We start from the raw sequence: 13,702 nt of genomic DNA on the forward strand, positions 1-13,702 counted from the left end.
TACCGAACCGTTTCTGAGGAGCGGACGGCGACCGATTTCGGTCGCGGCGCGACGACGGTCGACGAGCGTCGGAGGGACGCTTTCACTTCCGGGACGACCAGTCGAGGATCCCATCCGTCACCACCGCCATCGACGTGGCCCCTGCAATTTGTTCGGTGGAGACCGTTCGTACGGTATCGTTAGCTCGCAAACAGCCCCCTGAATTTAACTGTACTTTTGTCGCATGCCCGCCATGACATTCGGCCACATGCCGCTGCAGCTGGGGGGCCTGGCGCCGGTCGTTTCGCTCGTAATTGGCGTCGCAGCGATCGTGTTTCTCCTGATCGTCCTCGATCTGCCACCGTTCGTCGCGCTCGTCCTCTCGGGGTTTGCCGTCGGCACCGTCACGCCCGCGATCCCCTTCCCCGAGGTTCCGGGGGAGTACGCCGGCGCGTTCGGCGACGGAATGGCCGGGATCGGGATCCCGATCCTGATGGCGGCGGTCATCGGAAAGGCGATGATCGAGAGCGGCGCCGCGGACCGGATCGTCCGCGGGTTCACCGCGCTCTTCGGACAGGAGCGAACCGAATTCTCGCTGTTCGGCAGCAGCTTCGTGATCGCGATCCCGGTGTTCTTCGACAACGTGTTCTACCTGCTCGCGCCGCTCGCGCGAGCGGCCCGCTCCCGGACGGGCGCCGATTACACGCTGTTCATCGTCGCCGTGGGTGCCGCCGGGGCCGTCACCCACGGGTTCGTCCCGCCGACGCCTGGCCCGCTGCTCGCGGCGAACGAACTCGACGCCAACATCGGCACCACGATCGTTATCGGCGTCCTGACCGCCGCCCCGACCGCGATTATCGCCGGCCTAGGCTACGGCTACTGGATCAATCGGCGACTCAACATTCCCCTTCGCGACGCGATGGGGACCACGGTCGAGGAAGTCCAGGAGAAGGTCGATACCCCGACCAGCGCCCTGCCGGGGTTGTTCGAGTCCCTGCTCCCGATCCTCCTAGCGGTCCTCCTCGTCGCTTCGAACACCTTCGTCGAAACGTTCGTCGGCGAGGACTCGGCGGCGGCGGCCTTCACCGGCTACGTCGGCGATCCGAACTTCGCGCTGACGATCGCCGCGCTGTCGGCGGCATACACGTTCTACCGCGTGAGCGAGTTCGGCGACGAGGAGTTCTCCGACGAACTCACGGACGCGCTCAAAAGCGGCGGGAACATCGCGGCGATCACCGCCGCCGGCGGCGCGTTCGGCGCGATGCTCGCCGAAGCGGGCGTCGGCGAGTACATCGCGGGCGGGCTGGAAAACGTCGGGCTGGGGCTGCTCGTGACGGCGTGGGTGATCGCCGCCGGCGTCCGCGTCGTTCAGGGATCGGCGACCGTCGCGATCGTCACCACGGCCGGGATTATGGCGCCGTTTACGGGCGAATTGACGGTCAACGCGGCCTACCTCGTCATGGTGATCGGGGCGGGCGCAACCTTCTGTTCGTGGTACAACGACAGCGGCTTCTGGATCGTCAAGGAGATCGGCGGACTCACGCAGGCAGAGACGCTCAAAACGTGGACCGTGGCGACGATTCTGATCGGGATCGTCGGCCTACTCAGCACGCTCGTTCTCTCGACGGTCCTCCCGCTCGCCTGAGATCGTCCCGGCTCACCTGCTCGCCGCCGTCGATCGCATCGACACTGGCGATAGCGCACCGCCGACGACCGGTGACCCGACCTGGATTTGCCCACGTTAGAAGTCGCGAAATTCAACCGACCGGTACTATTTAATATCGGTACGTGATGGCCCGCGATATGAGCGAGCTGTTAACGCAGAGCCTCGTCGGCAAGTCGATCGTCGGCACCGACGGCACCGTGTTCGGGACGCTGTACAACATCACGATGGACGTCGAATCCGGTGCGCTCCAGTCCCTCGTCGTCGACCCCGGAAGCCGATTCTCGACGTCGAGCAGCGTCCGGACCGACGACGACGGTCGACTGCGGATCCCCGTCAATCGGGTCACGACGGTCAACGATCAGATTATCGTCCGTTACCGCGAGTAGGCGCCCGTCGCGCCCGCGAGTTTCGGTCGCCTGGCCGGTCGGCGAGAGCGAACCCGCGCCGCGATTTTACTGACGCCGACCGTCGACGCGCTTACTCGCTGGCCGCGTCTCCAGTCGAATCGCCCTCGGACTCTTCGACGAGTTCGAAATCGGTCGAGCCGCAGGAGCAGCCCTCCTGACCGATGATTCGGATCTCGCCGTCCGGCCACTGTCGCGCCGCGTAGACGGATCCACAGGCTGTACACGCTGCGAGCACTCTCGTGACATCGTCTTTATGTGCCATCCCCACCCGAGAAATCACAAAACTCGGGAATGAAACTTTCCACTTGGGAACGGTTCGCGATGCTCTGACATCGCACGAGAGGAAACAAGACTCCCTGAGAAGGGTTCATTCCGGATGAACGATATACCCCCGTGCTTCGAGTTCCTCGAGTACTTCGTCGGGAACCGCCGCTTCGGGCGCGCTCGTGTCGGCGTACGTGAGTTCGTTGTCGCCGACGACTTCGAACGCGTAGTCGGTTCCCTCGTAATCGACCACGACCCGGGCGTCCTCGATCGTGAAATCCATCGGAATCGGTCGGGGCTACGCCCACGCGTCGCATAAAATTGGGCCGGGAATGGGCCGGTATCCCGGCCCGCTGTGAGCCCCCTCTTTTCAGGGGAAAGCCGCCGTCTATTACCCTCTCGTGACGTCGGTTCGGGTATGGAAGAAACGATGTTTCTCGCCGCGTTCACTCGCCTCGTCGGTCGACGACCGTCAGCCGATCGAGGGAGATACCGACCGCACTCGTTCGAACCGAGAATCGGCTCGGCGACCGTCGACTGCGGCTTCCGGACCGCACCGAGCGCCGCCGAACCGGGCGACGGTGACTGCGATCGGGCGGTCCGTGCCGGCGGTGGGGTCGGATGACGGTCATCGAGCCGCTCGGCCACCACGAACTGTTCCTGGTCGTCGCCCAGCTCGCGGTGTTGCTGTTCGTCGCGCGAGCGCTGGGCGAAGCGTTCAGTTCGATCGGGCAACCCGCCGTCGTCGGCGAACTCCTCGCCGGCGTCGTCCTCGGGCCGTCCATTCTCGGCGTCGTCGCGCCGGGGCTCTACGCCGGTCTCTTCGAGGTCTCCCCGGCCCAGTTTCACTTGCTGGAGATCGTGTCGTGGATCGGGCTGATCATGCTCCTCGTCGTCACCGGCCTCGAGACCGATATCGATCTCATCGTCAGTAAGGGACGGACGGCGATCATCCTCTCGCTCGGAGGTATCCTCGTCCCGTTCGCGACCGGCTTCGGGTTGGGCTGGATTCTCCCGGTGGAATTCATCGCCGCGCCCGAACAGCGGCTCGTGTTCAGCCTGTTCATCGCGACGGCGATGAGCATCTCCGCGATTCCGGTGATCGCGAAGGTGCTCATCGAACTCGACGTGATCCGTCGGGACATCGGCCAGCTCATCCTCGCTGCGGGAATGGTCGACGACACGCTCGGCTGGATCCTGCTCGCGACCGTCGCCGGGCTCGCGCGAAGCGGCGTCGTCGACGTGAACGCGGCGGTGACGACGATCCTCTCGGTCGTCGTCTTCCTCGGGGTCGCGTTCACCGTCGGCCGGCGCCTCGTCAGCGAGATCGTGCGGTGGGTAGACAACGTCATCGGCGGCGAGGCGTCGATGATAACCGCGCTGATGGTCCTCGCCCTCAGCGTCGGAGCGATCACGCAGTACATGGGTCTCGAGGCGATCCTCGGCGCGTTCGTCGTCGGCATCCTCGTCGGCCAGGTCAAGCGCTTCGACTACCACCTGCGTCACACGTTCGAAGTGATGACTCTCGGCGTCTTCGCGCCGATCTTCTTCGCCATCGCCGGCCTGCGGATGGACGTCGCGAGCCTGGCGGATCCGACGGTGCTCGCGGTCGGGCTCATCGTGCTGGGAGTCGCGTGCTTCGGGAAGTTCGCCGGCATCGTGGGCGCCGCGCGCCTGGCCGGCCTCTCCCGCTGGGAGGGGATCACGATCGGCGGCGGGATGAACGCCCGCGGCGCGATGGAGATCATCGTCGCGACGATCGGGCTCGGACTGGGGATCTTGACGTCGGACATGTACAGCATCATCGTCATGGTCGCGATCGTCACGTCGCTGATGGCGCCCGCGATCATGCGCTGGTCGATCCCGAAGATCGAGATGACCGACGACGAGCGACGGCGGCTCGAACTGGAGGGCCAGCAGCGACGGAGCTTCGTCGGCGGGCTCACGACGGTCCTGTTGCCGACTCGCTGCAGTACCGATTCGCAGTTTGCCGCCCGGTTGGCCGGATCGCTGAGCCGCGGTCAGGGGATCGAGGTGACGAGCATGTACCTCGAGCGCGGCGACGGTGGCGAACGCGGTGCGCTGGCTCCACTCCGATCGCTGTTCGGGAGGCGGACGAGGGCGGCCCGCGGTGACGGCGGGACGGCGCCGAACGATAGAAACCCTGACGGGAACGGACCCGCCGGTCGAGACGGCCGGGTCGACGCCAACGGCGGCGACGACTCGCGTCGCGAGAGGGCGGATCGCTGCCGGGAGCTGATGGAACGCCGACTCGATCTCCCGCGCTCGCAGACCAGGTCCATCGTTCGGGCGGAACGAACGAGCGCGAAGGACACGGTGATTCGGGAGGCCGGAGAGGGCTACGATATGCTGGTACTCGGCGCGTCAGAGCGTGGGACCCGCGCCGACGCCCCGTTGTTCAGCGCAACCATCGACGAGATCATTCGCGACGCTCCGTGCCCGGTGCTGGTCGCGAGCACGAACCGCGACGAGGCGGGCGCGCGGAGCGGGGACGACCGCTCCGTACGGCGCATCCTCTTACCGACCGTCGGCGCCGAGTACAACCACCACGCCGCTGAGGTGGCCTACACCATCGCGCGCGATCAGGACGCGGTCGTCGATGTCGTCCACGTCGTCGCTCCCCCGCAGGTGGACGACGTGTTCGTCGATCGACCGGGCGTGGAATCGGGGGTGCGTCTCGGCGAGCGAATCGTCGAGGAAGAGGCGGCGCCCGGTCGCCAGCTCGGCGTGGCGGTCGACACGAATGTGATCGTCGGCGAGCGGGAGCCGGAGAAGGAGTTGACGGCGCTCACTCGGACGGAAGCGTACGACCTCGTCCTCCTCGGCAGTAGCCTCCGCCCGCTCACCGGTCGCGCGTTCTTCGGTCACCGCGTCGAATACGTGTTCAAACACGCCGCCTGTCCCGTCGCGGTGCTCGCGTCGATGTGAGCGGACGGTGGCGGATCGGCCGCGCGAATTACCGCCAGCTACCCGACAGCTGGCGCTCGTACGTTACGGCGGTCGTGACCCTGTCGTTCCGTCAGTCACGGCAGAGAGAACATCGTCGGTCGCCAGCTATCGAGTCGGTCGCTTGACTATTCGTTGAGATGAGATCGATATCCTTTGGGTTCGAATCCACGCCGGCAGATCACGCGCTTTCGCCCCACGGTGATCGCGCTGATCTGGTTGTCGTCCTCCATCCGATCGATGACGTCCTCGAGTCGGTCTTGGGACCAGCCAGTCTCCTCGCAGACGGTCGATTGATCGACGCGGCCGCCGCGTTTGACGAGTAGCCTGAGAACCTTGTCCTCGTCTCGCAGCTCCCGTTCGTCGACGCCGTACTCGATCTCTTCGGCGTAGCTTAACGTTTCGTCCTCGCGTTCCTCGTCCGGTTCGTCGGTCGTTGCCCCGGACTCGCCCGAGAGGGACTCGTCGGCCGAATCGCTCCAGAGAGACGAGAGGCGAGTCCAGAGTGTACTGAATACCATGTGTTGTTCACGCTCCGTTGGGACTGTCACAGCTTGAACGCCCACCTACCTTGATTTTATGCTCCATGCGTTACACGACTGCGAACCGTCAGTTATGGCGTGACTATCGTGACGGTGCCGCCATCGAATAGCGACCACCTTGCGGGTCGCAAGTCAGTTATCACTTTCGGCGACCGACAGGCTCGCCGACCAACGAACCGACGTCGGTCCGCGAGCGCCGACCGCAGACGCGAGAACGGCGGTAGACACCGATTTCCCGCGAACCCGGTTCGATCGCACTCCGCTCGGCGCTGCGACCGCAAAGCGAGCGACCGCACCGGCGGTTCCGTCAGCACCGGTCTCTCTCGAGATACGCGTCGGCGAGCGAGTCGAGCGCCTCGTGGTGGTTCGTCGAGTGGGGCGCGGTCAACGGCGAAACGCTGATCCGCCCCTCGACGACGGCTCGCCGGTCGGTTCCCGCCGGATCGGGTAGCGAGTCGGGAGTCATATCGTCCCAGACCCGGTCGTGGAGGGAGACGTGACCGCCGTCGCGCTCCGCGTCCATCTCGTAGCGTTTCGACGGACGCGTGATCTCGATCGGCGCGGGCTCGCCGTCCGGCAGCGGCACGTTGACGTTGAGGTAGGCCGCGTGCTCGAAGACGCCCGCGTCGAGCGCGCGCTCGGCGAGATACGTCGTCACGCGAGTCGCTTCGGCGTAGTCGGCCGGCGTCAGTTCGATCTCCGCGAACGGCGTGTCGTCGACTGGCACGTACAGCGACGTCGCGATCGCGGGCACGTCGAAGAAGGCCGCCTCGACGGCCGCGCTGATCGTTCCCGACCGCCCCAGCACGTACTCGCCGAGGTTCGCGCCCTTGTTACAGCCCGCGACGACCAGGTCCGGGTAGGGACCGAGTTCCGCCAGGCCGGCGACGACGCAGTCGGCGGGGGTGCCGTGGACCGCGAAGCCGAGTTCGTGCTCGTCGACCTCGACCTCGTGGGAGAGCGACCGGCCGCAGGCGCTGCGGTCGTCGGCCGGGGCGACGACGGTGACGTTGGCGTGCTCGGAGAGGGCATCGTACAACGCCCTGATACCGGTGCTGTCGATCCCGTCGTCGTTGGTCAACAGGATCTCGCGGTCGTCGCTCATGTCACGCCGGTCGGGCGGCGGCGCGAAAAGCCCACCGCTTCTGCGCGCGGCGGGGACGACCCGGCCGTGGCGGGTCTCGGACTCCGATTCCGTCGTCGATTCGCTCTCAGCCGATCCGATCGACGATCGTCTCCTCGTCGACGACCAGATTGTACGCCTCCTCGTCGTCGTTCCAGAGCGCGAGGATCTGCTCGAACGAACAGACCTCGCCGTAGTCGGCCTCGAGCAGCGGTCGGTTGAGCGACGTCTCCTTCGTGAGGACGGCGTAGTGGTCGATCGCCTCGCTGCCGTCACTGATCTTGAATAGGGGGTTCGATCGCCCGCCGCGACCGTCGTCTCCGCTCCCGTCGCCGTCGTTCAGCGACCGGCTGAGCTTCGCCGCCACCAGGTCGATCCGATTGGTGACGTGGCGTTCCATCTCGGCCATCTTCGCCCAGTCGCTGGTCTCGAGGTCGATATCGACGCGCCGACGGCCGTCGAGTCGGAGCAGCGAGTAGGAAAATTGGACGTCGACGTTGACGAACTCGCCAGGCGCGTGGTCCTCGTCGTCGGCCGGTGCGGCCTCGTCGAGTTGCCGCTGGAATCCCGGCACGGCCAGGTCCGGCCGAACGTCGAACGACCAGCCTCGGTCCGAGGGCGTTTCGCCTGGCCAGAGCCGGACGGGAGGGCCGTAGACGGTCACTTGGCCGCGCCTTCGGGCGGTCGCGTCGGGTTCGTCGTCGGTCTCCGCGCCCTCGTTTCCGTCTCCGTTTCCGTTGTCGTCGCCGCTCGCGGCAGGCACCTCGCTCGGGACCCACAGTCGGTCGTCTTCGACGTCGCGCTCGACCTCGCGCAGTTGGACACTGGTGTTCTTGTCCGCGGGCGCCATCGCCAGCAGCGTCCCGTCGGGGGCGAGCGTCTCGAGGTACGAGCGCGTGACCGCGACGGGGTCGTCGAGTTCGCTCAGCACGTTACAGGCGAGGACCAGGTCGAAGCCGTCGTCCGGGGCCGTGGGATCGAACCCGTCGGCGCCGTCGGCGCCGATCGCAGTAGCCGGATCGAACGCCTCCGCGGTCGTCCGGTGGATCGTCGTATGGACGTTCCGGCCCGTCTCCGCGAGCAACTCCTCGAGCACGTCGGCGGCCGCGCTGGGCTCGATCGCGTGGTACTCCAGCAGCGACCCGTCGGGAAGGTAATCACAGAGCCCGAGCGCGGGGCCGCCGACACCCGCGCCGACGTCGAGCACGCGGAGGTTCCGGCCCAGCAGTTCCCGCTCGGCCAGGTCGTCGAGCGCGTACTGGACCGCCGCATAGTAGGCCGGCAGGTGGTAGATCGCGTAGCCCGCCGCGACATCATCGTCGTACTCGACCGGCCGCCGCTCGAGGTAGCGCGATTTGAACCGGCGGATCGTCGACCGGAGCAGGTCCCCCGACGCCCCGTCGTACCAGGTCGGGCCGTAGCGATCGGCGAGCAGGTCCTCGAGACGGCGCTCGTAGTCGGCGGGGAACCGCTCGACCGGGCCCCGCCGAGGCCGGACCGGCTCGTCGTCGACGGGGACGAACGTGCCGTCCTCGCGCTCGACGAGCCCGAGGTCGGCGGCCTCCTCGCGGAGTATCTGTTTGACGACCGCGGGATGTGGGCTCCCCGCGACGTACTCGCAGATCTCGTCAGGATCGATCGGCCGGACGTTGCGCAGGTACTTCGCGTTCGAGCGGACGGCTTCGCGTTGATCGGTCATGGTGGGTCGCCTCCGTTCGCGTTCTCGGTTCCGTTTTCGTGTCCGTCTCTGCCTTCGCCGCTGCCGTCGCGCCGGTCGTCACCGCCGTGCCAGTTCGCCGCCGCCTCCCGGTACAGCGACTCGAGTTCCGCGGCGTCGGCGGCGGCGATGTCGGCCGCGGCGTCGGCGACCGCGTCCGCGCCGTCGAAAGTCGCCTGGATGTCGGCGTAGACCCGCGGCGTTCCCTCGGTCACCTGACGGGCGAGCCGCCGCAGGTCCGCGTAGATCGGCGTCTCGAATCCCTCGGGAACCGACTCCGCCGCGAGGGCAAAGGAGAGGAGCGCGGCGTGGGTCGCCGCCTGGATCGTCTCCATCGCCCGGTCGTGCTCCGCGGCCGTCGTCTCCAGCAGGTCGTTCCCGCGAGCTTCCAGCGCCGCCAGCAGGTCGTCGGTCGCCTGGCCCGACCGGTCGCGAACGACGGCGATCGAACCGGGTGCGCGTTCCGGTGCGAACAACGGGTGGAGGCTCACCCGTTCCAGCGCCGGCGCGTGTCGTTCCATCGCTTCGATCGCGGGTTCCATTACGCCCGAGACGTCGACGATCCCCCGCTCGGCCCGGTCGGCCTGGTCGGCGATCGCCTCGGTCACGTGGGTCATCGGGACCGCCAGGCAGACGACGTCGTACCCGGCGTCTCCCTCGAGGTCGGCGACTTCGCCCCCGATAGCGTCGGCCGCGGCGACCGCGGCGTCGTCGTCGACGTCGGCGAACGCGACCCGGGCGTCGATCGCGTCCCCGAACCAGGTCCCCATCGACCCCGCGCCGACGATCAGTACGTCCATCGCCCGCCCCTACCTGCCGACGTCGCAAAAGCCGTTCGATCCGCCGGCTCGCGCGACTCTCCGCGCGTCCGAAACGTCGGGGTCGTGGGAGCGAGGAACGAGGAATTGGAAACTGGGGCAGGGATGGGATCTGACCCACTGCGCGAGTCGCGGCCCTCAGTGGTCGTGATCGTCGTGGCCGTCGTCGCCGTGGCCGCCGTCGCCGTGATCGTCCCCCACCTGTCCGTCGGGACCCGCCTCGAGCGCGTCGCGGACCTGTTCGTTGTACCGCTCGAGTTGCTCGATGGCGGCGTCGGGGCGCTCGTCGGCGGGCGGCTCCAACCCGGGTTGACCGTCCGGCTCCGGCCAGCCGACGACGACGGTGCCGACCATTCCCTCCTTCTCGTGGGGCGTACAGGCGTAGTCGTAGACGCCTTCGACGTCGAACGTTCGCTCGAAGGTCTCGCCGTCGTCGCTCAACAACCCGCTCTCCCAGGGCTCGGCGTCCTCGGGGATCCGCTGTTGATCGCCGTAGGCATCCGGATGATATGCGATCGTGTCGTGGGTGCCGCTCTCCAGAACCCACTCGACGGTCCCGCCGACCTCGACGTGAACGACGTGGGGGATGAAGTGCCGGCCCGCGTCGTTGGACCCCATCCCGACCTGTATTTCGGAGACCGGCTGCCCGACCTCGTGGTCGGGCGAGTGGTCGTGGTCGCCGTGCTCGTCCCCGTCGGGATCGTCCGACCGGTCGCCGGCGTCGTCCGAGCCGTCGGTGCCGTTCTGTGCCTCCTCCGCCTCCGTTTCGTCCCCGCCGAGACAGCCCGCGAGTCCGAGTGCGAGGACACCGCTCCCGGCAGTCAACAGTCGGCGGCGACGAACGTCTGGTCCAATCATTTTTCACGATAGCTCCAACACCGTCGCAGAAAAGGGTTCGTACGGATCGCATGACACGATCTCGTAATTTAAATGCAGTAGCGTTCGCCTAGAATACAATCGGCCTCCTTCGCCCGAGGCACGCGGCTACTTCGATTGCTCCCCGCTCCGTTCGTCTGACCGTCGGTTCGCCGGCGGGTTCGAGACGTCGCCGGGAGGACCCGGATTCTTGAGGGTTCGGCACGGACGGACGACCATGACCCGAATCGGAGTCGTCGGCGCCGGCGCGGCCGCCGCCGCTGCGACCACCATCCTCGACGACGCGCCAGGCGGCGCGACGATCACGGTCCTCGAGCAGTCCGGCGGGCTCGGCGGTCGCGCCGCGACCCGGCGACGCGACGACGTCGTCTACGATTACGGCGCGAACTATCTCAAGACGGACGACGAGCGGGTCGTCGAACTGGTAGCCGAGACGCTGGATACGGACGGCCTGGTCGACGTCGCCGGCCCGGTCTGGACGTTCGACCGGGAGGGACGGGTCTCGGCGGGCGACGACCGCGACGAGCACAAGTGGACGTACCGCCGCGGGTTGACCCAGCTCGCAAAGCGGCTGTTCGACCGCACGGACGCGACCGTCCACCGGGAGACGCGCGTGGAGGCGGTCATCCGGGGTCGGGACGCCGACGGCGACGGTGAGAGGGGCGAGACTGAGGCCGCCTGGTGGCTCGAGGGCGCCGACGGGCAGCGGTGGGGCCCCTTCGACGTCCTCCTGCTGAACCCGCCGGCGCCGCAGACCGCCGACCTGTTGCGGTTGGCCGAGTGGGACGCCGACGTCCGCGAGGCGCTCGTCGCGGCCGCCGAGGCCGTTCCGTATCGGACGATCTGGACGGGGATCTTCCACTATCCGTTCGAACTCGAGCGACCCTACTACGCGCTGGTTAACGCAGACAAGGACCACGAGGTCGGCTGGGTCGCCCGCGAGGAGTGCAAGCCGGGTCACGTCCCCGACGGCGAGTCGCTGCTGATCGTCCAGGCCAACCACGAGTGGTCGGTCGACCGCGCCGACGAGCCGGTCGACGCGTCCCTCGGCCTGCTCGCGGGCCTGGTCGCCGACCTCGCGGGCGACGAGCGCCTGCGCGAGCCCGACTGGACGGACCACCAGGTGTGGCGGGACGCGTTGCCCGAGGACGGCGTCGCCGACGAACCCGTCCGGCGCGTGGAGCGGGCGGGACTGTACTGTCTGGGTGACTGGGTCGCCGGCGAGGGACGGCTCCACGCGGCGCTCCGGAACGGGCTCGAAACCGGCGAGCGGATCGTCGACGCCGCGGACCTCGGATCCTCACAGCGCCGCGGTGACCACGTCTAACACCCGGGTATCGACGAAGACGACCACGTGGTCGCCGCCCTCGACGACCGTCTCGCCCCGGGGCGTGATCAGCTCCCCGGCGCGGGTGATCGCGCCGACGACGACGCCGTCGGGGAGGTCCGCGATCGCGTCCTGAATGCGCGTCTCGAAGAGCACGCTATCGGAATCGATCTCGATCTCGAGGACCTCCGCGCGGTCGGACTCGAGCATCGCGACGTTCTCGGTCTGTTGCTCGCGGGTGAACCGCGTGATCTCTTCTGAGGTGACCAGGCGTGGGTTGACGCCGATGTCGATGCCCACCGTCTCGAAGAGGTCGACGTACTCGCCTGACTCGACGATGCCGATGGTTCGCTCGACGCCGAGCCGCTTGGCGAGCAGCGAGACGAGCAGGTTCCGCTCGTCGCTCTCGAGGGCGGCGACGACGATGTCGGATTCGTCGACGTGCTCGCGCACGAGAAAGTCGATGTCGGTCGCATCGCTCTCCAGCACCAGGGTCCCCGGCAGTCGCTCGGCCAGGTCTCGGGCCCGATCGCTGTCGCGTTCGATCAAGCGCGGTTCGAGACCCTGTTCCTCGAAGAGCCGGGCCGTCTGGTAGCCAATCTCGCTGCCCCCGACGATGACGACCTCGCGGGCCTCCTCGAGGGTCGGCGCGGGCGTCAGCGACCCCGCGAACGCGCGAACGCTCTCCTCGGAGCCGATGACGACGACGTCGTCGCCCGCGCGGATGACGGTGTCGCCGCGGGGGACGATGATGTCGTCGCCGCGCAGGATGGCCGCGAAGGTCAGCGACTCGTAGCGGTCGGCCTCGGAGACGGTCTCGCCGGCGATGGGGCTGGCCGATTCGACTTCGAATTCGGCCATCTGTACGAGCCCGCCCGCGAAGGTGTCGACGTCGCGAGCGCCGGGCAGGCCGGCGATCCGGACGATCGCCGCGGCGGTCTGGAGGTCGGTACAGACCATGAAGTCGACGCCGAACGCGCCCTTCGACTGCTCCCAGGTCCGGAGCAGGTTCGTCTTCTTGATGCGGGCGATCGTGAACGGAGCGCCGACGGCTTTCGCCGCCCCGCAGACGACGATGTTGGTCTCGTCGACGTCGGTGCTGGCGATGACCAGGTCCGCGTCCTCGATGCCGGCCTCCTCGAGCGTTCCAATCGAGGTGCCGTCGCCCTCGATCGCCAGCACGTCGTGGGAGTAGGTGACCGCCTCGATCCGCTCCGAGTCCGTGTCGATGATGACGACGTGGTGGTCGTCGTCGAGGCTCTCGGCGATGTTCGATCCCACTTCGCCCGCGCCGACGACGATCACGCGCACCGACGGATCACCCGCTGGACTCGCGGACTCAAATCGGCGCTACTGCCGCTCATGACAGGTGGATCGCCGTCGACGGGTAAGTGGGTTGGCCCTGATTAGGAACGGCGTGCCGTCGAGACGCCTCACCCCCGCGACCTCAGGGCATCTCGTGGATCGTCAACTCGACGTCGCGGGGCCGCCCCTCGATGTCCGCCACCAGGCGCTCGACGACCTCGCGGGCCTCGCCGAGGAGTTTGGGTTCGACCTTCGAGACGACCCAGTCCAAGGAGACGAACCGCGGCAGCGAGAGCGCGTCTTCGTTAGCCGAGTGCGGGTCGTAGACCGCTTCGAAGTAGATCCGGCTCGCCGTCTCCGCGTCCGCCGGCGCGGCGTCGGGCTCCGGTTCGACGCGCCACTCGCCGCGGGCGTCGATATCGGTGACCAGGCGCCACTGCAGGGACTCGGGCGGCGCGATGTCGGTCACTCTCGACCGGGCGGTGTAGCTGAGCTTCCACCAGGCCAACTCGAGGTCGTAGACGGAGCCGACGTCGCCGTTGCCGTCGACGCGGACCTCCTTTAGGTGGTCCGTGTACCGCGGGTAGTCGGTAAATGACCGCACGTACGGAAAGACCTCCTCGGGTGACCGATGGGCAACCGTACTGAGGAGAATTCTGTCCACGACCGTCGTACGGGGGGTTCGGAAGTAAGGATTTCCATCGCGTCACT

General features: G+C 67.5%; 13 protein-coding genes. 4 read left to right on the forward strand and 9 right to left on the reverse strand.

Annotation, left to right across the window (positions count from 1 at the left end; genetic code table 11):
- The first annotated feature begins 232 nt into the window (after positions 1 to 232).
- The gene (locus BMY29_RS08635) at positions 233 to 1,624 is read left to right on the forward strand and encodes a GntP family permease (RefSeq protein ID WP_049989087.1); all 1,392 of its coding nucleotides are present in this window, start codon (positions 233 to 235) and stop codon (positions 1,622 to 1,624) included.
- A 158-nt stretch (positions 1,625 to 1,782) separates the two neighbouring features.
- On the forward strand, positions 1,783 to 2,031 hold the full coding sequence (locus BMY29_RS08640) for a PRC-barrel domain-containing protein (protein WP_049989086.1): 249 nt from the start codon (positions 1,783 to 1,785) through the stop codon (positions 2,029 to 2,031).
- Positions 2,032 to 2,122: 91 nt separating this feature from the next.
- Here BMY29_RS08640 and BMY29_RS08645 read toward each other — a convergent pair whose 3' ends face one another.
- Together BMY29_RS08645 and BMY29_RS08650 are read right to left on the reverse strand one after the other, a co-directional pair.
- Positions 2,123 to 2,314: a hypothetical protein gene (locus BMY29_RS08645; protein ID WP_049989044.1), complete on the reverse strand. Its 192-nt coding sequence runs from the start codon at positions 2,312 to 2,314 to the stop codon at positions 2,123 to 2,125.
- 105 nt (positions 2,315 to 2,419) lie between these two features.
- Positions 2,420 to 2,599 (reverse strand): hypothetical protein, encoded by a 180-nt coding sequence (locus tag BMY29_RS08650; protein ID WP_049989043.1) that lies wholly within the window; start codon positions 2,597 to 2,599, stop codon positions 2,420 to 2,422.
- 338 nt (positions 2,600 to 2,937) lie between these two features.
- On the opposite strand from BMY29_RS08650, the gene BMY29_RS08660 reads away from it, so the two are divergent.
- Positions 2,938 to 5,265, forward strand: coding sequence for a cation:proton antiporter domain-containing protein (locus tag BMY29_RS08660; protein ID WP_049989041.1), 2,328 nt, complete (start codon positions 2,938 to 2,940; stop codon positions 5,263 to 5,265).
- A gap of 146 nt (positions 5,266 to 5,411) precedes the next feature.
- On the opposite strand, the gene BMY29_RS08665 is transcribed toward BMY29_RS08660, so the two are convergent.
- The 5 genes from BMY29_RS08665 to BMY29_RS08685 all read right to left on the reverse strand — a co-directional run bounded on the left by BMY29_RS08665 (position 5,412) and on the right by BMY29_RS08685 (position 10,341).
- Positions 5,412 to 5,804, reverse strand: coding sequence for a helix-turn-helix transcriptional regulator (locus BMY29_RS08665; protein WP_049989040.1), 393 nt, complete (start codon positions 5,802 to 5,804; stop codon positions 5,412 to 5,414).
- A gap of 328 nt (positions 5,805 to 6,132) precedes the next feature.
- On the reverse strand, positions 6,133 to 6,930 hold the full coding sequence (gene surE / locus BMY29_RS08670; protein ID WP_049989039.1) for a 5'/3'-nucleotidase SurE: 798 nt from the start codon (positions 6,928 to 6,930) through the stop codon (positions 6,133 to 6,135).
- A 106-nt stretch (positions 6,931 to 7,036) separates the two neighbouring features.
- Positions 7,037 to 8,647, reverse strand: a complete 1,611-nt coding sequence (locus tag BMY29_RS08675; RefSeq protein WP_049989038.1) for a small ribosomal subunit Rsm22 family protein — start codon at positions 8,645 to 8,647, stop codon at positions 7,037 to 7,039.
- Entirely contained in the window at positions 8,644 to 9,465 is an 822-nt protein-coding gene (locus BMY29_RS08680) for a prephenate dehydrogenase/arogenate dehydrogenase family protein (RefSeq protein WP_049989037.1), read from the reverse strand. Before BMY29_RS08680 ends, BMY29_RS08675 begins: the two co-directional genes overlap by 4 nt.
- Positions 9,466 to 9,621: 156 nt before the next feature.
- Positions 9,622 to 10,341 carry a cupredoxin domain-containing protein gene (locus BMY29_RS08685; protein ID WP_074854677.1) on the reverse strand — a complete coding sequence of 240 codons (720 nt, stop codon included), beginning with the start codon at positions 10,339 to 10,341 and terminating at the stop codon, positions 9,622 to 9,624.
- Between the two features lie 235 nt (positions 10,342 to 10,576).
- Here BMY29_RS08685 and BMY29_RS08690 point away from each other — a divergent pair, with 235 nt between their 5' ends.
- Positions 10,577 to 11,686 (forward strand): NAD(P)/FAD-dependent oxidoreductase, encoded by a 1,110-nt coding sequence (locus tag BMY29_RS08690; RefSeq protein WP_049989035.1) that lies wholly within the window; start codon positions 10,577 to 10,579, stop codon positions 11,684 to 11,686.
- Here the strand turns inward: BMY29_RS08690 and trkA are convergent.
- Entirely contained in the window at positions 11,660 to 12,997 is a 1,338-nt protein-coding gene (gene trkA, locus BMY29_RS08695) for a Trk system potassium transporter TrkA (protein WP_049989034.1), read from the reverse strand. The two genes, BMY29_RS08690 and trkA, sit on opposite strands and share 27 nt — an antisense overlap.
- Positions 12,998 to 13,133: 136 nt before the next feature.
- Positions 13,134 to 13,655 carry an SRPBCC family protein gene (locus BMY29_RS08700; RefSeq protein WP_049989033.1) on the reverse strand — a complete coding sequence of 174 codons (522 nt, stop codon included), beginning with the start codon at positions 13,653 to 13,655 and terminating at the stop codon, positions 13,134 to 13,136.
- Positions 13,656 to 13,702 lie beyond the last annotated feature (47 nt).

Origin of the sequence: Natrinema salifodinae, from assembly GCF_900110455.1 — an archaeon.
Taxonomy (GTDB): domain Archaea; phylum Halobacteriota; class Halobacteria; order Halobacteriales; family Natrialbaceae; genus Natrinema; species Natrinema salifodinae.